19 protein-coding genes and 1 pseudogene are annotated in these 19,524 nt (G+C 36.2%); 1 reads left to right on the top strand and 19 read right to left on the bottom strand.

Features of this window, described 5'->3' with window-relative positions:
• Positions 1-30: 30 nt before the first annotated feature.
• The 10 genes and pseudogenes from ACEE93_RS03355 to ACEE93_RS03310 form a co-directional block, all read right to left on the bottom strand.
• The gene (locus tag ACEE93_RS03355; RefSeq protein ID WP_019165520.1) at positions 31-264 is read right to left on the bottom strand and encodes an acyl carrier protein; all 234 of its coding nucleotides are present in this window, start codon (positions 262-264) and stop codon (positions 31-33) included.
• 396 nt (positions 265-660) lie between these two features.
• A complete protein-coding gene (gene fabG, locus ACEE93_RS03350) occupies positions 661-1,398 on the bottom strand; it encodes a 3-oxoacyl-[acyl-carrier-protein] reductase (RefSeq protein WP_449154884.1) in 738 nt (245 codons plus the stop codon).
• Positions 1,391-2,317 carry an ACP S-malonyltransferase gene (gene fabD / locus ACEE93_RS03345; protein WP_449154883.1) on the bottom strand — a complete coding sequence of 309 codons (927 nt, stop codon included), beginning with the start codon at positions 2,315-2,317 and terminating at the stop codon, positions 1,391-1,393. Before fabD ends, fabG begins: the two co-directional genes overlap by 8 nt.
• Positions 2,318-3,295 carry a phosphate acyltransferase PlsX gene (gene plsX / locus ACEE93_RS03340; protein WP_449154882.1) on the bottom strand — a complete coding sequence of 326 codons (978 nt, stop codon included), beginning with the start codon at positions 3,293-3,295 and terminating at the stop codon, positions 2,318-2,320.
• Between the two features lies 1 nt (position 3,296).
• Entirely contained in the window at positions 3,297-3,857 is a 561-nt protein-coding gene (gene fapR / locus ACEE93_RS03335) for a transcription factor FapR (protein ID WP_449154881.1), read from the bottom strand.
• A 126-nt stretch (positions 3,858-3,983) separates the two neighbouring features.
• Positions 3,984-6,029 carry an ATP-dependent DNA helicase RecG gene (gene recG, locus ACEE93_RS03330; RefSeq protein ID WP_449154880.1) on the bottom strand — a complete coding sequence of 682 codons (2,046 nt, stop codon included), beginning with the start codon at positions 6,027-6,029 and terminating at the stop codon, positions 3,984-3,986.
• Position 6,030: 1 nt separating this feature from the next.
• A pseudogene (gene sdaAA / locus ACEE93_RS03325) lies at positions 6,031-6,899 on the bottom strand (L-serine ammonia-lyase, iron-sulfur-dependent, subunit alpha).
• Positions 6,900-6,913: 14 nt separating this feature from the next.
• Complete coding sequence (sdaAB, locus tag ACEE93_RS03320; RefSeq protein ID WP_449154879.1) at positions 6,914-7,579, bottom strand: L-serine ammonia-lyase, iron-sulfur-dependent subunit beta; 666 nt, start codon at positions 7,577-7,579, stop codon at positions 6,914-6,916.
• 187 nt (positions 7,580-7,766) lie between these two features.
• The gene (gene fakA / locus ACEE93_RS03315; RefSeq protein ID WP_449154878.1) at positions 7,767-9,425 is read right to left on the bottom strand and encodes a fatty acid kinase catalytic subunit FakA; all 1,659 of its coding nucleotides are present in this window, start codon (positions 9,423-9,425) and stop codon (positions 7,767-7,769) included.
• A 13-nt stretch (positions 9,426-9,438) separates the two neighbouring features.
• Entirely contained in the window at positions 9,439-9,813 is a 375-nt protein-coding gene (locus tag ACEE93_RS03310; RefSeq protein WP_449154877.1) for an Asp23/Gls24 family envelope stress response protein, read from the bottom strand.
• A gap of 478 nt (positions 9,814-10,291) precedes the next feature.
• Here ACEE93_RS03310 and rpmB point away from each other — a divergent pair, with 478 nt between their 5' ends.
• Entirely contained in the window at positions 10,292-10,480 is a 189-nt protein-coding gene (rpmB, locus tag ACEE93_RS03305) for a 50S ribosomal protein L28 (RefSeq protein WP_449154876.1), read from the top strand.
• A gap of 69 nt (positions 10,481-10,549) precedes the next feature.
• On the opposite strand, the gene ACEE93_RS03300 is transcribed toward rpmB, so the two are convergent.
• The 9 genes from ACEE93_RS03300 to def all read right to left on the bottom strand — a co-directional run bounded on the left by ACEE93_RS03300 (position 10,550) and on the right by def (position 19,482).
• Complete coding sequence (locus tag ACEE93_RS03300) at positions 10,550-11,188, bottom strand: thiamine diphosphokinase (protein ID WP_449154875.1); 639 nt, start codon at positions 11,186-11,188, stop codon at positions 10,550-10,552.
• Entirely contained in the window at positions 11,188-11,838 is a 651-nt protein-coding gene (gene rpe / locus ACEE93_RS03295; RefSeq protein ID WP_449154874.1) for a ribulose-phosphate 3-epimerase, read from the bottom strand. The genes ACEE93_RS03300 and rpe overlap by 1 nt, the downstream gene beginning before the upstream one ends.
• Positions 11,839-12,714 (bottom strand): ribosome small subunit-dependent GTPase A, encoded by an 876-nt coding sequence (gene rsgA, locus ACEE93_RS03290; protein WP_449154873.1) that lies wholly within the window; start codon positions 12,712-12,714, stop codon positions 11,839-11,841. It lies immediately after the preceding gene.
• A 140-nt stretch (positions 12,715-12,854) separates the two neighbouring features.
• Positions 12,855-14,921: a Stk1 family PASTA domain-containing Ser/Thr kinase gene (gene pknB / locus ACEE93_RS03285; protein ID WP_449156393.1), complete on the bottom strand. Its 2,067-nt coding sequence runs from the start codon at positions 14,919-14,921 to the stop codon at positions 12,855-12,857.
• Positions 14,918-15,661, bottom strand: coding sequence for a Stp1/IreP family PP2C-type Ser/Thr phosphatase (locus ACEE93_RS03280; RefSeq protein WP_449154871.1), 744 nt, complete (start codon positions 15,659-15,661; stop codon positions 14,918-14,920). Before ACEE93_RS03280 ends, pknB begins: the two co-directional genes overlap by 4 nt.
• Before the next feature lie 6 nt (positions 15,662-15,667).
• On the bottom strand, positions 15,668-16,762 hold the full coding sequence (rlmN, locus tag ACEE93_RS03275) for a 23S rRNA (adenine(2503)-C(2))-methyltransferase RlmN (protein WP_449154870.1): 1,095 nt from the start codon (positions 16,760-16,762) through the stop codon (positions 15,668-15,670).
• A 1-nt stretch (position 16,763) separates the two neighbouring features.
• Entirely contained in the window at positions 16,764-18,068 is a 1,305-nt protein-coding gene (gene rsmB, locus ACEE93_RS03270; protein ID WP_449156392.1) for a 16S rRNA (cytosine(967)-C(5))-methyltransferase RsmB, read from the bottom strand.
• Positions 18,069-19,001, bottom strand: coding sequence for a methionyl-tRNA formyltransferase (gene fmt, locus ACEE93_RS03265; RefSeq protein ID WP_449154868.1), 933 nt, complete (start codon positions 18,999-19,001; stop codon positions 18,069-18,071).
• Positions 18,994-19,482 carry a peptide deformylase gene (gene def / locus ACEE93_RS03260; RefSeq protein WP_449156391.1) on the bottom strand — a complete coding sequence of 163 codons (489 nt, stop codon included), beginning with the start codon at positions 19,480-19,482 and terminating at the stop codon, positions 18,994-18,996. Before def ends, fmt begins: the two co-directional genes overlap by 8 nt.
• Positions 19,483-19,524 lie beyond the last annotated feature (42 nt).

Raw genomic sequence — 19,524 nt, 5'->3', positions numbered from 1 at the left:
TCGAAAAAACATCGACTCAGATGAAAACAATTATTTTTCAAGTGTATTAATGTAGTTAACAGCGTCTCCCACTGTATTGATTTTTTCAGCTTCTTCGTCTGGGATTTCTGTACCAAATTCATCTTCAAGTTCCATTACTAATTCAGCAATATCTAATGAATCTGCACCTAAATCATCTTTAAATGAAGCGTCTTCAGTAACTTTGTCAGCATCAACACCAAGACGATCAACAATGATATCTTTTACTTTATCGAAGTTTTCCACAGTCTTTCACCTCCTTTAAAGGTTTAAGTAGAAATGATTTAGTCGACTGTTTTATTTTGCCATTTTCTTTTAATAAATACAAGAGGGAACAATACCCTTTCATTTAAAGAATGTGCGCGCATGGTTATCATCCGGTGTGAGTTCAGCGCTCGATTTTGCTCATAAGGAAAGGTTCGCCTGCTCACCTTCGTTCGCATGCATAACGTGCACTAATCTCACTATGTTCGAAGTGCACGTAACTTTTTTAATCCGGCTGCAGAAAGCTGTCCCCTCAACAAAAAGCCCAGGGCGCATCAATTTGGAAAGCAATTTCTGCTTCCTGGGCGATTTTGCTCGGGGCCAAAACGCTTTCTTCCGCACTTTGTTTTAACCCTAACCGCAATTGTCCGCACTTTTTTATTCCATGTGCATGCCGCCGTTGACATGGATTGTTTGTCCTGTGATGTATGCGGCTTTGTCTGAAGCTAAGAAGCTAACTGCATTGGCAATGTCTTCTGCTTCTCCAAAACGACCTAAAGGGATTTGTTCTTTCATTGATTCTTTTAATTCATCACTTAATGCATCTGTCATGTCAGATACGATGAATCCTGGTGCAACTGCATTGACTGTCACGTTACGTGAAGCAAGTTCTCTTGCTGCTGTTTTTGTAATGCCAAGGACACCTGCTTTTGTTGCAACGTAATTGATTTGACCAGGATTACCTACTGCACCAACGATACTTGATAAGTTGATGATACGACCTGAACGTTGTTTTAACATTTGTGGTGTTACTTTTTGAATACAGTTAAATACACCTTTTAAGTTCGTATCTACTACTTCATCCCATTCGTGTTCTTTCATACGCATTAATAAATTATCACGTGTTACACCTGCATTATTTACTAATACATCGATAGAACCAAATGTTTTAACGACCTCTTTAATCATGGCTTTCACTTCATCACCATTTGCTACATTGGCTTGAATGACGAATCCATCTACACCTTTTTGTTTGATTTCTTCTAAAACCGCTTCTGCTTTTTCTTTATTACCAGCGTAGTTAACCACTACATTATAACCTTCATCTGCTAATTGTAACGCAATACTACGACCGATACCGCGAGAAGCGCCTGTAACTAATGCAACTTTACTCATTTTCTAACCATTCCTTTACATCCTCGATTGTTTGAATCGAAGTTATTTTAACATCTCTATTAATTTTTTTAACTAAACCAGATAATACCTTATTAGGTCCAATTTCAATGAAATGATCAACACCTTGATCAATTAACCATTCAACTGAATCAATAAATTGCACAGATGCATATAACTGTTTAATCATATGCTGTTTAATCGTTTCTGCATCAGTTTCACCTTGTGCATGCACATTTTGAACGACAGGTATTTGTGCATCATGCCATTCAAATTGATCAATATATGCTGCAAAATCTTTTTCGATGACTTGCATCATTGATGAATGAAATGGTCCTGATACTTGTAAAGGTAACACACGTTTTGCACCGAGTGATTTTCCTTCTGAGACAAGCTTATCAATCAGTGCTTGATCGCCTGATACTACAATTTGACCAGGAGAATTGATATTAGCGGGCTCAACTTTTTCCTCATCTGATGATAACTGATCACAAATCTTTTGAACATCCTCTAAATCCAAGCCTAAAACTGCTGCCATTCCACCAGTACCTTGTGGAAAAGCTTTTGCCATTAATTCTCCTCTACGGCGCACAATTTTAACAGCATCTTCAAATCTTAAAACGCCACTCATTACTAAACTAGCGTATTCACCTAAGCTGTGCCCAAGTGTGAAGTCAGCTGATGGATGTCCCATTGCTTCATATAGCGCAATACTATGAGTTAATAAAGCAGGTTGAGTATGTTCTGTTTGACCTAATTTTTGGTCTTGGTCTTTAAACATTGTTTCTAACAGATCGAAATCCATCTCCGCTTGCGCTTGATCAAAGATATGAGTTGCTGCTTCATTAGATTGATATAAATCTTCACCCATACCTACTTTTTGAGCGCCTTGCCCTGGAAACATAAATACTTTTTTACTCATTTAATTTCCCACCTTTTCACGCATATTTTCCACAATAGATGTTTCTACTGCGATTTTGGCTTGTCTAATCGCTGAATAATAGGCTTTCGCATTTGAACTACCATGAGCTTTGACGACAATACCGCTAAGCCCTAGTAAAACGGAACCACCATACTCAGAATAATCGAGTTGTTTAGCTAATGCTTTAATATCCTTTTTCATAATTAAGGCAGCTATTTTATTTTTAAAGCTTGCTAATAAACTATGTTTTGCAATTTTACCAACTGATTTTGCGATACCTTCTAAGTTTTTCAAAATCATATTCCCTGTATAACCATCTGTCACAATGACATCAGCTGTGTCATCCATAATGGATTTTGCCTCAATGTTCCCCACGAAATCAAACACTTCTGTTTGAGACATTAAATCATACGCTTTCTTTGTTAAACTATTTCCTTTTTGGGCTTCAGTACCAATATTAAGCAGCGCTACTTTAGGTTGTTCAATACCACGTAAATTGGCAGCATAAATATGGCCTAATACTGCATTTTGGTATAAATGCTCAGCTTTTGCATCCGCATTGGCCCCAACATCTAAAAAGACCACGCCTTTTCCACTTACTGTTGGCAATGTTACCACAAGTGCAGGTCTCGAAACGCCTGGCAAACGACCTACGATGAATAAACCTGCTGACATTAATGCACCAGTATTCCCCGCAGAAACGCACCCTCCAGTTTCTCCGTTCTTAACTGCTTCTGCCATTCGAACCATAGAGCTATCTTTTTTACGTTTAATCGCACGTACAGGCTCATCTTCCATTGTGATTTTTTCTGTCGTATTGTGTACAGTCACACGTGGATGATCGATATGGCATTGAGAGGCATCTCCATATAACAGAATTTCAAGATCTTCAAAATCTTTTACTGCACGTTCTACGGCTTCTAAAACAATATGAGGTGCATTGTCGCCACCCATCATATCGACTGCAATTTTTACCATCTTACTCATCCTCACTTATGTAATACATTTTAAATTGTCCTTGAAACACTTTTGTATCTCCTACATAGGAAACCACAGATATATCAAAGTATTTATCTGTTTGTTGCTCCACATTAGCATGTGCAGAAATGACTTCTCCTAGTGCGACTGGTTTCATAAAGTGAATGTGACTTTCCTTTGTTAACACTTCAGAATGGTTAATGACAGCTACACAAAGAGAGTTTGCCTGTGCAAAAATAACATGACCTCTTGCTATATGTTTACGCTTAAATACTTCTTTTTGAGAAATTGATAATAAGGACTGACCTGATTGATTTGGAGTCAGTGCAATAATATCTCCTATAATATCTTGATTTGCTAGTGCACTAATATGCTTATGTTGTTCTTGCGCCACATTTTTAATACGTGTGCGCACTTCTGGAATATTCATTTGATTTCTATCCAAGCGAATTGTTTGGATACTCACATCAAACATCTCACTTAGTGCTTGATCTGTCACAAATGGGTTTTGATGAATGGTTTGTTGAATCAAATCTCTTCTTTCATTTTTACGTTTTTTCACTTAATCGCCACCCAAATTTAGTACCAAGTCTTAAATGACTCTTTGTTATTCTAACATGTTCTACTTTATCTTCAAAATGATTTAACACCCTTCATTTTACGTGAGTCTTCACCTTTTTTCTCTATTTTAATCAAAGTTTTGATGCAACATATGCGCTTCAATAAATGCCCGCAATCTTTGATAACGTTCAGTAAAAAATACGCCTGATTGAATCATTTCTCCGGCTTCATCTCTAGCGACTTCTAACATACGGTAATCCTCTACTAAATTCGCCACCAGAAAGTCAGGTAGACCGCTCTGCTTAACACCAAAAAAGTCACCCGGTCCTCTCATTTCTAAATCTCGCTCACTTAATTCGAAACCATCATTTGTTTGTGTCATAATCGTCATTCGTTCAATTCCTGTTTCAGATTTAGGTGATGCAATTAATACACAATAGCTTTGATGATCACTACGTCCCACGCGGCCTCGTAGTTGATGTAATGTCGATAAACCGAAACGATCTGCATCATAGATCATCATAAACGTCGCATTAGGCACATTTACACCCACTTCCACAACAGTTGTCGAAACGAGTACATCAATGCTATGTTCACTAAATTGATGCATAACCTCATCTTTTTCTTCAGAAGTCATTTTCCCATGTAAAATTCCAATTCGTCTGTGTGATAATTGTGTTTTTAAGTGTTCATATAAAGCTAAAACGTTTTGAACATCCTCTAAATGCTCTGAACTTTCGATTAATGGTGAAATCACATAAGCTTGTCGCCCTTTTTGTAATTCTCTATCCATTTGTTGAAGTACATTTTGATATCCTTCATGTTTCACCCAATATGTCTCTATGGGTTTACGTCCTTTTGGCATACTTTTGATAGAGGAAACATCCATTTCGCCAAATACAGATATCGCTAATGTTCTAGGAATTGGCGTTGCTGTCATAAACAACACATTAGATAACGCACCTTTTTCTCTCAACTTTTGTCGTTGAGCGACGCCAAAACGATGCTGCTCATCTGTAATGACTAATCCGACATTATGAAACATCACATCATCTTGGATAAGGGCATGTGTGCCGATGAGGCAATCAATTTCTCCAGCTGCTAACTGCTCTAATAATAACTGTCTTTTCTTACCTTTAACGGAACCGGTTAACAATGCCACATTCATTTTGTCGCCAAATAAATCAACCAAACTATCAGCATGTTGTTCAGCGAGTATTTCTGTTGGAACCATCAAAGCAGATTGAAACCCAGCTGTTTTTAAAGCATACATACAAATGGCCGCCACCACTGTCTTACCAGAGCCCACATCACCTTGTAATAAACGATGCATACGAATGGGCGCTTTTAAATCTCTAAATATTTCATTAACACTTTGCTTTTGTCCTTCCGTTAATTCAAATGGAAGTGCTTCTATAAATGCTTTTACTCGCTCAAGATCATAATCAATCTCTATTGCTTCATCACTCGTTTTTTCTAAACGATTCAACCATTGCATGCGCAGTTCAAACATAAAAAATTCTGTAAATGCAAACGTCCGTCTTGCTCTGATTAGCGATTCTCGATCAGGCGCTTCATGTAGTGTATGTAACGTATCGTGTAAGGTTTCTAACTTGTATTTTTCTCGTAAATCATCCGGCAACCATTCATGAATAACCACATCATTTAGTACACGTCGGATTAAATCCCTTAACGTTTTTTGTTTAATACCTTCTTTAACACGATAAATCGGAAGAAATTGTGCATCATCTTGTTCTTTTAGATTAAATACCATTTTCTGGCCATTAATTTCTTGTTTTCGTCGTGACCACTTTCCTTTGATAATCACTTCTTGATGCAATTCTATTTTATTTTTTAAATAAGGTTGATTAAAAAATACCGCTTTTACTGCAATTTGATCAACCATAAGATGCACTGTTAATTTCGAACGATTTCGCCCAAAAAAAGCGACAGTTGGCGTCGTATACACTTCGCCTTGAACTGTCACATTTGTATCGTCTTCTGCTTGAGACAAATCCACTAAAGTATTATCTTCATAACGAGTAGGTAAATATAATATTAAATCTTGAATGGTAAAAATATTCATTTCATTTAATACTGCTAATCGCTTAGGACCTAAACCTTTTAGATCTTTTAAATCATATGGATTTTCTATTAAACTGATTTTTGTCATTTTAATCACCAAAAATTTGTTGTTTTAAACGTTGTCCTGTAGGTGTACCTGCTAATCCACCTCGTCCTGTTTCTCTTAAAGCAGATGGCATTGTTTCTCCAATACGATACATCGCTAAAATGACTTCATCAGTAGGAATACGAGATTGAACACCTGCTAAAGCCATATCAGCTGAGACAATAGCGTTGGAAGCTCCTGCTGCATTTCGTTTAACGCAAGGTACTTCAACTAAACCTGCTACAGGATCACATACAAGCCCTAACATATTTTTAAACAAATCGCAAATGCCTCTGCCGATTGTTGAGGTGATCCGTTTGATGCTTCTACAATGGCCGCTGCAGCCATCGCACTTGCCGACCCCACTTCTGCTTGGCATCCGCCTGCAGCACCTGAAATTGACGCATTATTCGCTACGACAAAACCAAATGCACCAGCTGTTAATAAAAAGTTAAGCATGTCTTTTCGACTTAATTGTAGTCTATTTTTAAGAGAAAATAAAACACCAGGAACTACACCTGCTGATCCTGCAGTGGGTGTTGCGCATATTTTCCCCATCGCTGCATTAACTTCATTAGTGGCAACCGCCTTACTTACAGCATCTAATAGAAGCGGACCTGACAGAGATTGGCCAGAAGCTAAATAGTTTTGCAATAAGACAGCATCTCCTCCTGTTAATCCTGTTTTAGAAGTAACTCCTTCCACACCTTCTTCAATGGCATTTTCCATAGTTTGAAGATGATGATCCATATGTTCATACACTTCTTCAGCAGTTACGCCAGAAACAAGCATTTCCTGTTCAAGCATAACTTCATGAATCGCTTTATTTTCGTCTCGACACAATGTTAAAAGGTCTTCTACACTTTTAAATATTTTATTATTCTCCATTACGCATCCCCCATTAACGAAACTGTAACTACACCAGGTACTTCTCTGATTTGTTCAAGCACTGAATTTGAAATCTCATCATCAAGTTCACAAGTCATTAAAGCTTGATCGCCTTTCTCTTTTCGTGCGACTTGCATACTGCCAACATTAATCCCATTTTCACCAATAATGTTTGCCACTTTACCGATTGTGCCAAATGTATCCTGATGAAAGACAAGTAATGTTGTGTAATTGCCACTGATTGCTAAAGTAAATCCATTAATGGCAATGATTTCAATTTTACCGCCTCCTATCGAAATGCCTTCTACAGAAATCGTATGATCTCCTTTTGTCATTTCGATAATGGCAGTATTAGGATTCGAACGTTCCTCTGACATCTCTATAAAATTAACATTGATATTTAATGATTGTGCCGTTTCCAAACTGTGTTCAATACGACTGTCGTCTGTATCGTACCCTAGTAAACCACCAACTAAGGCAACATCCGTACCATGTCCTCTATAGGTTTCCATAAATGAACCATATAAATAAATATTGACATTTTGAGGCTGCTCACCAAATAATTCTCTTGCGACACGACCGATTCGTACTGCGCCTGCCGTATGCGAAGAAGACGGACCTACCATCGTTGGCCCAATAATATCGAATACACTTTTAAACTTCACAATAATCCCCCCTGTTATAGAACTGTTTATGACTAACAGTATAACAAGGAGTTGTCATTTATTAAATATTGCGAAAAATTTTCACAAATAATTTGCTATCTTTTTATTATTACTAAAATAAAATAACTCTAAAGCATTAAGAAAACGATACAACGTTCTCTCATACTTTAGAGTTATGCCTTACTTTTTATTCGACAGCAAATAAAAATGGATAGATAGGTTGTAAGCCTTCTTGGACTTCAATTTCCACATCTTCATAATGTTCCTCAATATAAGCTTCTATCCACTCAACTTGATCTCTGTTACCTTCTTCACCCACAATGATCGTTAGAATTTCACTATCATCATCTAACATGGTATCAAGAGTTTTTTGCAATACTTTCTTTTCATCACGATCACTAACGACAATTTTGTCTTCAACTAGACCCATAAAAGCATCTTTTTCAATTGCAATACCATCGATTTTAGTGTCGCGTACCGCATAAGTAATCGAACCTGATTGTACATCGTCTAATGCAGCAGTCATTGTTTGATAGTTAGATTCTAAATCTGCTTGTTCATCATAATTAAACATAGCAGTAATACCTTGAGGGACCGTTCTAGTAGGTACAACGACAACATCTGCTTCAACAATTTCTGCAGCTTGTTGACTCGCCATTTGAATGTTTTTGTTATTTGGTAACACGATGGCACGTTTACATCCACTGTTGTTAATCACCTTAACAATATCTTCTGTAGATGGATTCATCGTTTGACCACCGTTTATAACATGTGTCACACCCATGGATTGGAATAATTTTGAAATACCTTCACCCATTGAAATGGTTACAATCGCAGTCTCTACTTGATGCTCATTCGTAGTTGATGCAGCCGCCGCATTGTCACGTTCTTTACGTAGTACCTCACGGTGTTGTTCTCTCATATTTTCGGCTTTCACTTTGATTAATTCACCAAAACGCTGACCGAAAGTGAAAACTTCTCCAGGTGTTTCAGTGTGTACATGAACTTTAACAATTTCATCGTCGCTAATAACTAATAAGGAATCACCAAACTGACTCATTGCTTCACGGAAGTCTGATTCATTAAATGGTTCTTTATCTTTTTGAAAGCGTACCATCATTTCCGTGCAATAACCATAAACGATATCTTCTGTATTGATCACACCATGAAAGTCATGTTCATCATTAAAGAGTTCATCCGTATTCACTTTAGACGGTGCTTCACTAATGGTTTCACCTTTCAGCGCTTTTAAAAACCCTTCATATACGAGTGTTAATCCTTTACCACCGCTATCAACCACACCGACTTCTTTCAGTACAGGTAATAACTCTGGCGTATGTTCTAATGATTGTTGAGCGCGCTCATATACAGCTTCCATCACTTCGATACAATCTTCAGTTTCTTTTGCTTTTTGCGTCGCCGCTTCACTTGCATCTTTAACAACCGTTAAAATGGTTCCTTCTACAGGCTTCATAACTGCTTTATATGCTGTTTGAACCCCTGCATCAAAACTTTCAGCAAATTGTTGTGCGTCAATTTCAGGGTATTCCTCTAACGCTTTGGAAAACCCTCTGAAAATTTGAGATAAAATAACCCCTGAATTACCACGGGCTCCCATTAACAATCCTTTTGAGAAAGATTTCCCTAATTGTCCTATATGATTAGAAGGATTATTCTCAACTTCTTCTCTTCCTGAAGTCATTGAAAGGTTCATATTTGTTCCTGTATCGCCATCTGGGACAGGATAAACATTCAATGCATCAACCATATCTGCATTATTCGATAAATTTTGAGCTCCTTGTATAATCATTTCGGCAAAAAGACTACCGTTGATTTTCGTAATCATCCAACTTGTCCTCCTATTTGTGCTTCAAATCCTGATCAAAACGTACACCTTGCACAAAGATGTTTACAGAATTTACAGTTAGTTTCAATGTGTTTTCTAACGTATATTTCACTGTAGATTGCACATTTTGCGCTACTTCAGAGATTTTTATACCATAACTCACAATAATATGCATGTCCACATCTAATATTCCATCATTTTCACGTATTACAATCCCTTTAGCATAATTATCATGCCCTAAAATTTCTGCAATACCATCTCTAACTTGTTGACGAGATGCCATACCTACAATACCATAGCATTCGACAGCTTTCCCTCCAACTACTGAAGCAATAACTTCATTTGAAATATCTATGCTACCGTAATCATTTGTAATTTCTAGTGTCATACTAAATGCCTCCTCACTCTGAAAAGCGATGTGCTTTATCTAAACTATTCATTATCTTCATATTCTATTACGCTATACTTAATTGTAGTGCATTCCAACATTTTATAATAATAAGTACTAAAATGAAACAATTTTTGCAAAAGTTCTTATGAAATTCGACTCATAATACTAAATTGTGAATAGTTTGAAAATCTAATCACAATTAATGGCCACTATCTCTCAATTAGTGGAACGCTTAAATGAGCAGTAATTTACTTTTTGCAGTCAATCATGGCAGTTGTCGATAACTTACTATAATAAATGTTATAACGTTATTAAAATAGGTAACAACAACTATAAATTATAACAGAAATGATACGTATCACAAAGCTATTTATAAATCTTCAGTAAATAATATTGCACAGGCCTATGGTTTATGATATATTATTTAAGTATGTAGTAGAAAAGTGTATTTGTATTTCTTAAAGGAGGTACGATGATGGGTAAAGAATGTTTCGTAACAGGACGTAAAGCATCAACTGGTAACAGACGTTCACACGCATTAAACTCAAGCAAACGTCGTTGGAATGCTAATTTACAAAAAGTTAGAATTCTTGTTGATGGAAAACCTAAAAAAGTTTGGGTTTCAGCTCGTGCTTTAAAATCAGGTAAAGTTACTCGCGTATAATTGATAATAAATATAAACCGAATCTTTATGTGGAAGATTCGGTTTTTATTTTCGTTTAAATCTACTAACTTAATCACGACTTCTCATTTGATAAACTAATCCTTGGTGTACTTTAACACGACCACAGTCTTCTTCAAATTCATTAGAAATCGTTAATGTTGACCCCATTTTTAATACTTCATGTGTTAAATTATATTTAAACCCTTCTAAAGATAACTCCACAGAGTCAGTTGCTGGAATAAACGAGATATATTGATATCGTTTTTTATTACGTCTATCATAACTACCAGGTGTTAACAATTCTATGACATTACGATCATCAATAATTTGTATTTTCAATTGTTTAAAATCTGGATGCTTTAACAATTGCATAACACCCATAAAATGATCTAAGCGTGCGCCTGTAGCACCGTAAATTTTAATTTTCTTATATCCCATATTGACTGCTTTCTCAACGGCTAATGCAAGATCAGTATCTGCTTTTTCGGCAGGTTCAGGATTGATATCAATTTGAGCACTCATCCAACGTCGCTCTTGTGCAGAAATAGAATCAAAGTCTCCCTCGGCAAATACAGGTGTTATGTCATGTTTTAATAATGTAACAGTGCCACTATCAACGCCAGCCCAATCTTTATGCGCTTTTTTAGATAATAGTTTTTTTGGTAAGTTTCTTTGACTACATAACAAACAAATTGTTTTTTTCATCATTAAACCTCACTTTTTAATGTATTCACTGCTTCTTGATAATCTTGCTGTTGAAAGAAATAAGATCCAGCTACTAACCAATCCGCACCGCTTTGTATTACTTTAGGTGCGGTAATGGCATTAATGCCTCCATCCACTTCAATTTTATATTTATAGTTATGATCACGTCGCAATTGGTCTAAATATTTAATTTTATCCAACGTACTGTCGATAAAACTTTGGCCACCAAACCCTGGATTAACTGACATAACTAAAACGTAATCCACCTCGTTTAAAATCGCTTCAATCGCATGCACAGAAGTGCCTGGGTTAATTACGACGCCTGCTTGGACCTGATGTGCTTTAATCTTTTGAATCGCACGATGAATATGAGGCGTTGACTCTATATGAACTGAAATTTTATCTGCACCCTTATTACAAAATAATTCAATATAATCCTCAGGCGACTCAATCATCAAATGAACATCGATTGGTAACGTTGTAATGGGTCTAATTGATTCAAGAATTGGAAAACCTATCGAAATATTAGGTACAAATTGACCATCCATCACATCAAAATGTAATCCATCTATTTTAGCTGCCTCTAACTGTTGTAATTCTTGCTTTAGATTTAAAAAGTCTACTGATAACAAGGAAGGAAATACTTTCGTCATTTAATATCTTACCTTTCGATTGGAAATTTCTTCTAATAATTGAACATAGTGGGCATAACGAAAATCTGCAATTTCCCCTTGATCAACGTATTGCTTTACCGCACATTTAGGTTCATTAAGGTGATAACAATCTCTAAATTTGCACTCTTGGCCAAGGTCTGCAATTTCAACAAAATAATCTCTTAACATTGAAGCGTCAATATGGTTAAAATCTAGCGCGCTAAAACCTGGTGTATCCGCAATATAACCATGATGACGTTGATATAATTCAACATGTCTCGTTGTATGACGACCTCTATTTAGCGCTTGAGAAATATCATTAGTTTCTAAGTTCAACTCTGGACGATAATGATTAATTAAAGTGGATTTCCCGACACCTGATTGTCCACTTAATACCGCAAGCCCAGGTTCCCACTCATCAAACACTTCGTCTATATTATCATTTTTACCAATAAATTGAGTGGCATATCCTAATCCTTGATAAACTGATAATACATTTTGTATTGATTGAAACGCTTCATCTGTCGTTAAATCTTTTTTTGTAATGACGATGCGTGGCGTGAGTCCATATGAATGCGCAATGACTAAAAAGCGATCAAGTAATTGGGTTGAAAATTCTGGTTGCACCGCACTCATTACAATCACTAATAAATCTATGTTACTGACAGGAGGGCGCTTTAACATATTGTGACGTTCATGAATATGTTGTATGTACCCTGAGGTATGAGTGTCTACATCAATGTCTACCATATCGCCCACTACTGGCGAAATTTGTTTTTTTCTAAATAGACCACGTGGTTGAGCATCGTATAATTCCCCATCGCTATCGACACGATACACACCACTTAATGATCTAATAATGCGTCCTGTGATCAATATTACACCTCTTTCAAATGTTTTGTTATCTTTATTATAGCAAATTCAACTTCATAAGCCTTTATTAAAGAATACGACTTTGTCTCCGTTATCTCAGATACGTTTTAAGGGTTGAGACACTAACTGCCTCAACCCTTATGCTAAGCTACCTCATCGTATTGAAATGAATCTTGCGCTACTGTTTGACCATCTACTTTAATAATATATGAAGCGGACGCATCTTCTGCAACAGTTAAATTAATGCTCCGATTCGTATCTTTCGTTATCGTAAATGATTCAAGTAAGCTTGAACTTTTATGTGCTTTATCTGTAACATAAATATCAACTTTTTGTGGTTTATCCTCTTTACCAGAATATGGGATTGATACATTTTGTGTTATGTGTTTATCTTCCTTCATATTGTCGTCTTCTGTCTCTTTATCCTCATTTGAGGCGTCTTCTTTATCTTGAGTGGAAGTATCATTATTTGTCTCTTTATCTTCTTTGGATGTCGCCTTACCTGACGACACAATAAAATGCACGTCAGCGCCTTCATCTACTTCTTCATTTTTAGGTGAGTGATTGATTATATATCCACTTTCAACATCGTCATCCTCTCTCACCTTATCTACAACGACACTGATTCCTTCGTTTTCAAGAGAAGATTTGACCGCTTCAAAATTCTCATTAGTATAGTCACCGATTTGAACCTGTCGTACGCCTAAAGATTCTGTTAAAGTGACAGGAGTACTAGAGACATTCACTGATTCACCTGGTGAAATATTTTGGGATTCAATATTACCTTTCGCAATATTATTTTGAGTATAAGCTGTTTGGTAGTGAATTTGATTAAAGCCTAATGATTTTAACTTTTTCTCTGCCTCTGATTTAGGTAATCCTCGAACATCTGGCATATCTTCAATATGCGGTCCTCTCGAAATGACGAGGTCTACTTCTGATTTTTGTTTTACTTTCGTTTCAGTTTTAGGATTAACTTGTATGATTCTACCTTTATCAAATTGATCATTATAGCGTTGGGTCGTATGTCCCACTTTAAGATTTTGATCTTTCAACAATTTTTGGGCATTTTCTTCTGTTTGACCCACGACGTTTGGCACTTGACTGTATTTATTTTTAGTCATTGCAGCTGTCATAAAGAAAAATAATCCTACAAATAACACAAGAAAAATGACTGCAAACCAAATCTTCTTACCTAGAGATCGTTTTTGTTTAGGTTGATACATTGTTTGATTTTTGTTGTTCCCTTCTGTTGTAGGGACAATCGGAATTTTAGCTGTGCCTTTTGATTGATCTTGTGTTGTCTTTTGTTGAGTAGCCAATGCAGATTTATCGATTTCTACAGTTTTTGTAGCATTTTCATCGGTTTGATAAGGTTTTTCACCACGTCTATCTGGATTTAACGTTGTCTCCACATCATGTGCCATTTCACTCACAGAGCAATATCGATTTGAAGGGTCTTTCTCTGTCGCTTTTAAAATGACATTACTCAACGCTTGAGGTACATCTTTTCGTGTATCCGTTACATTGGGAATAGCATCCTGAATGTGTTTAATCGCAATACTTACAGGTGTTTCGCCGTTAAAGGGTGGTTTCCCCATTAACATTTCATATAAGACCACACCGGCAGAATAAATATCCGACCGTTCACCAGTTGCTTCCCCCTTAGCTTGTTCAGGCGATAAGTACTGAACTGTACCTACTACATGATTTGTTTCAGTCATAGCTGTTTCGCTAATTGCTTTCGCGATACCAAAATCTACAATCTTTAATGTTTGATTACGGTTAATCATCATATTTTGCGGTTTGATGTCTCGATGAACAATGCCATGTTCATGAGCATGTTGAATACCACTCAATATTTGTTGGAAAAATTGGACCGCCTTATCCGGCATGAGCGAACCATTCGATTGAATATAATCATATAATGTTGGACCTTCGATATATTCCATAACGAGGAAGAAACAATCTTCTTCCTCTCCGACATCTAATACACTTACCACATTTTCATGCGATAATTTAGTTGTATTTTGAACTTCTCTTTCAAAACGTTTTACTGTTTCATGTTTTTCATTCGGTGGAATGTGGATGATTTTTAATGCGACTTTACGCTGAAGTATCTCGTCCCATGCCACGTAGACATTGGACATACCACCGCCACCTAGTAAATGCTGTAGCTCATATCGTTCATCAATTTTTCTGCCAATCATGAGAGACCACCTGCGATATCAGCTAAGATAAATGAAATATTATCTTGAGCTCCTTCCACTTGCGCAGTTTTTAATAATTCTTCTCCTGCTTCTTCTACAGATGAAGCATTGGTTAAAATAGTATGCAATTGCTCACTTCTCACATAATCTGTTAACCCATCTGTATTTAATAATAAATAATCATAAAAATGCGTACGTTTTATGAAAATATCGGGTGTCACTCGTTTATCTGTTCCCATTACTTTAGTGATAATATGTCTTCTCGGGTGATGATATGCTTCTTCTTCCGTAATTTCACCTAACATCACTAATTGATTAACAAATGTGTGGTCGATAGTGAGTTGTTCAAAACGACGTTCATTGATGAGATACGCTCTGGAATCCCCAATATTCGCAATCACGATATGGTGATCCAAAATCAATACACAGACACACGTTGTTCCCATGCCAAAATAGGCATCATTCGTCTGAGCCAATTGATAAAGTTCGTGATTAATGGACTGTAAATTTTGTTTTAACCATTCTTCAGCTTGATGATCTTCTATAAAATTTTCAACTTCAAATCTTTCTTTAAGTGCTTCTACAACAAATTGTGAAGCTACTTCACCTGCTTGATGGCCACCCATTCCATCACAAATGACAAGTAATGTTTGATCTGTTTGATTATAAAAAATGCCACCTGAATCTTCATTTTTTTCACGATACTGGCCAATATCTGTGTAGAATTTTGCGTTTAACATCGTGATCTACCTCGTTTCTGATTCTCGTTCCTTAGCTCTTAATTGTCCGCATGCTGCATCAATATCAGAACCTTGTTCTCTTCTGATTGTTGCATTAATACCTAATCGTTTTAATTCTTTTTCAAATTTAAAAATATCATCTTTTGGCGTTTTAACATAATTACGTTCTGGGACATGGTTAACCGGTATTAAATTCACATGACAATTTAAATGTTTAATTAAATGTGCTAACTCTCTAGCATGTTCTAACTGATCATTAACGCCACCAAATAAACCATATTCAAACGTGATACGGCGATTAGTTTGTTTTTGATAATAATCAATAGCTTCCATAAGTTTATGCACATCATACGCTCTATTAATCGGCATTAACTTAGAACGAATTTCATTATTTGCTGCGTGTAAACTCACAGCAAAATTGATTTGTAACGATTCATCTGCAAAATCATAAATACGTGGAATAATACCAGATGTGGATACCGTAATATGACGAGCACCGATATTTAAACCATTGTCATGATTTACAATTTTGAGAAAGTCCATCATTTCATCATAGTTTTCAAATGGTTCACCAATTCCCATAATTACAATAGAAGAAACACGTTCATCCGTTTCATCTAATGCTTTTTGAACAGTTAATACTTGAGATACAATTTCACCTGCTTCAAGATTACGCTTTAAACCACCTAAAGTTGAAGCGCAAAACGTACAACCAATACGACAACCAACCTGCGTAGTCACACATACCGAATTACCATAATCGTGTCTCATCAGTACAGTTTCAATGGTATAACCATCTTGCAATTCAAATAAAAACTTAATTGTCCCATCGCGACTTTCTTGGCGAACGACGGTTTTTAAAGTTGTAATTGTAAAATTATCTTCCAATAACTGACGTAAATCCTTTGATATGTTTGACATTTCGTCAAAAGAATCTACGCGTTTCTCATAAAGCCATTCAAAAATTTGTTTAGCACGGAAGCTTTGCTGACCATGTGACTTCAGCCATTCTTTCATTTCATCAAAACGAAGTGAATAAATTGACTGTTTTTCAAAATCCGGTAAAAATTTATTCTTCTTTTTCTTTTCAGCCGTAATCATATTATTGTTCCTTTCTTCGTATTTTAGTTATGAAAAATCCATCAGAATTAAAATCTTGAGGTAAGATTTGTAACGTTTTGACATATTCTTTCGTTTTAGGATCTAATATAGGTGCAAATTCAAATTCTGGATGTTGTTTTAAAAATGTATAAATCACATTCTCATTTTCCATTTGTTCAATCGTACATGTGGAGTATACCAATGTTCCCCCATTTGCTACATTTTGGGATACATTTTCTAAAATGGCAAGTTGTTGTTGTACTAATTGATTTACTTTTTGAGCGGTCATCGTATATTTAATCTCTGGTTTATGTCTTAATACACCTAGACCACTACATGGTGCATCAACCAAGACTGTATCAAACTTACCCTTAATGGGTGTGGTAGCGTCGTGTTGGGCAGCTTGGATACCATGTAATTGCAATTTATCAATATTTTGTTGAATGAGTTGAATTTTGTGTTCATGAATATCATACGCTTGCACAGAACCTTGACTATTTAAAATTTCAGCGATATGACAAGCCTTACCTCCTGGTGCACTACAACAATCTAACACCTTATCGTTTGCATTTAACGTCATAAGCTCTGCTACAAACATGGAACTTTTATCTTGGATACTAATGAGTCCCTTTTTAAATAATGTTGATTGAATGATCGGTTTACCTGAAACATGTAAACATACGGCGATATGACGATCCTGTGCTACAGAAAATTGTTCCGCTTCAAGTTGCGTTATGGCAGCTTCTACCGAAATGCGTGTCCGATTTACACGTACAGTTTGAGTGGTTGGCTCTAACATATACTGAGCAATTTGCTTTGTCTTGTCATAACCGTAATGCGTTAACCAATGTTCAATAATCCAAACTGGAATACTATAGCGGACGGAAAGTTGTTGTGTTGAATTCGATATGTCATCAATATTTGGTAAGTCATGCGCGGTAACTTGTCTTAAAATGGCATTGACTGTATGCCCTGCTTTTGGGCCACCTCTTTTTTTAGCGATATTAACAGCTTCGTTGATAATCGCGTGTGTTGGAATCTTATCAAGATAGACATACTGATAAATACTCATCCATAATAGTCGTTTTGTCCATCCTTTAAGCTTTGTACGTACAAATGGCTTTAAATAAAAATCTAGCGTGAGTTTGCGTTGTACCGTACCATACACCAATTCTGTAAATAATCCCTGATCTAATGCAGAAATATCATTTTTTGATAGAACTTCATTAATTTTTAAGTTACTGTATGCCTCATCTTTAAAAATTGCTTCTATCGTATTGAAGCTTAATTCACGTACATTGACCATTTATTGTAATTCCTTTCCAATCAATGGTTCTTGAACACCACTTAAAAAGTTAGCGACTGGCATGCGTTTTTTACCAGATAGTTGAATTTCTTTTAATCCTATTGCTTCATCTGAACCTGTGCCTACAATAATTTGTTTTTTCGTCGTATCAAGAATTTGTCCTGCTTTACCTTTATAATTTGAGACGATGTCAGCAGCAAACAGTTTCATGGTTTTACTCTCTAATGTTGTATAAGCGACTGGCCAAGGAGATAAACCTCTAATATGGTTGAAAATTGTTCGTGCGTCTTGTGACCAATCGATACGTTCGTCTTCTCGTTGAATATTTGACGCAAATGTGGCTTGAGCATCATCTTGAGGTGTACGTGCATTAGTGCCGTTTAATATAGAAGGTAACGTATCTTTTAATAGTTGTGTGCCTAAATCACTCAACTTATCATGTAATGTACCAACATTATCCGCCTCTTCAATTGGAATAGCACGTTGAGCAATCATATCACCCGCATCTAGCTTTTTAACCATATACATAATTGTTACGCCAGTTTCTTTTTCTCCATCGATGATTGCTTGGTGAATTGGTGCACCACCTCTATATTTAGGTAATAAGGAAGCATGCACATTCACCGCTCCATATTTAGGCATATTTAGTAATGATTCTGGTAGTAATTGACCAAATGCAGCAGTGACAATTAGATCACATTCAATCTCTAATAATGTATTTAACGTCTCTGAACCTACTAATTTTTCAGGTTGATATACTGGAATGTCATACGACTCAGCGACACGTTTAACAGGTGGCGGTGTCATTTTACGTTTGCGTCCTACTGGTCGATCTGGTTGTGTCACTACCGCAACGACTTCTTCAGTTTCAATTAACATTTCTAAAATAGAAGTTGAAAAATCAGGTGTTCCCATAAATATTATTTTACTCATCTTCTAAATACGCCTCCAATTCTGCTTCTGAAACTTCTTGATCCATAATGTCTGTAAATAAAATACCATTCAAATTATCTATCACATGTAATATCATTCGCGCAATATCATCATACGCTGTTAATTCAACTTCATTACCTTTTAAATCCATACTTTGCACTTTAATCATTTGGCTTCTTGTCACTTCACCAAAACGTCCTGGCACGCTTAAACATCCTTCTAATTCAGTCACTTTTGCATCAGATTGACTTACAATCGTTGGGTTAATTAACTGAAGGAGACCATCTTGCGCCATATCCACAATGGCAATTTGTTCAAAATAACCAATTTGAGGGGCAGCTAAAGCTTGGCCTTCAGTACTATATAATGTATCTTCCAAATCTTGAATGATATGCTCAATATGCGCATCAAATTGTTCAACCTTAGCAGCTTGCTGTCTTAAATTGGAATTGTTATCTGTTAGTATTTTTCGAACTGCCATGTCGATACACTCCTCATTAAAATTCATCGTTATATTATAACT

This window comes from Staphylococcus sp. 11262D007BW (assembly GCF_053547815.1).
This window is presented reverse-complemented; position numbering and strand designations above follow the sequence as displayed.

Bases quoted from the DNA above. Each gene is read 5' to 3' on its own strand.
- ACEE93_RS03300 (WP_449154875.1), bottom strand. From the start codon at position 11,188: ATGATGAAAAAAACAATTTGTTTGTTATGTAGTCAAAGAAACTTACCA.
- rlmN (WP_449154870.1), bottom strand. From the start codon at position 16,762: ATGATTACGGCTGAAAAGAAAAAGAAGAATAAATTTTTACCGGATTTT.
- rpe (WP_449154874.1), bottom strand. From the start codon at position 11,838: ATGACGAAAGTATTTCCTTCCTTGTTATCAGTAGACTTTTTAAATCTA.
- plsX (WP_449154882.1), bottom strand. From the start codon at position 3,295: ATGGTAAAAATTGCAGTCGATATGATGGGTGGCGACAATGCACCTCAT.
- ACEE93_RS03310 (WP_449154877.1), bottom strand. From the start codon at position 9,813: ATGACACTAGAAATTACAAATGATTACGGTAGCATAGATATTTCAAAT.
- fabD (WP_449154883.1), bottom strand. From the start codon at position 2,317: ATGAGTAAAAAAGTATTTATGTTTCCAGGGCAAGGCGCTCAAAAAGTA.
- pknB (WP_449156393.1), bottom strand. From the start codon at position 14,921: ATGATTGGCAGAAAAATTGATGAACGATATGAGCTACAGCATTTACTA.
- recG (WP_449154880.1), bottom strand. From the start codon at position 6,029: ATGACAAAAATCAGTTTAATAGAAAATCCATATGATTTAAAAGATCTA.
- fabG (WP_449154884.1), bottom strand. From the start codon at position 1,398: ATGAGTAAAGTTGCATTAGTTACAGGCGCTTCTCGCGGTATCGGTCGT.
- fmt (WP_449154868.1), bottom strand. From the start codon at position 19,001: ATGAGTAAAATAATATTTATGGGAACACCTGATTTTTCAACTTCTATT.
- fakA (WP_449154878.1), bottom strand. From the start codon at position 9,425: ATGATTACGAAAATCAACGGTAGTCTTTTTGCCGAAATGATTATACAA.
- ACEE93_RS03280 (WP_449154871.1), bottom strand. From the start codon at position 15,661: ATGTTAAACGCAAAATTCTACACAGATATTGGCCAGTATCGTGAAAAA.
- def (WP_449156391.1), bottom strand. From the start codon at position 19,482: ATGGCAGTTCGAAAAATACTAACAGATAACAATTCCAATTTAAGACAG.
- rsmB (WP_449156392.1), bottom strand. From the start codon at position 18,068: ATGGTCAATGTACGTGAATTAAGCTTCAATACGATAGAAGCAATTTTT.
- rpmB (WP_449154876.1), top strand. From the start codon at position 10,292: ATGGGTAAAGAATGTTTCGTAACAGGACGTAAAGCATCAACTGGTAAC.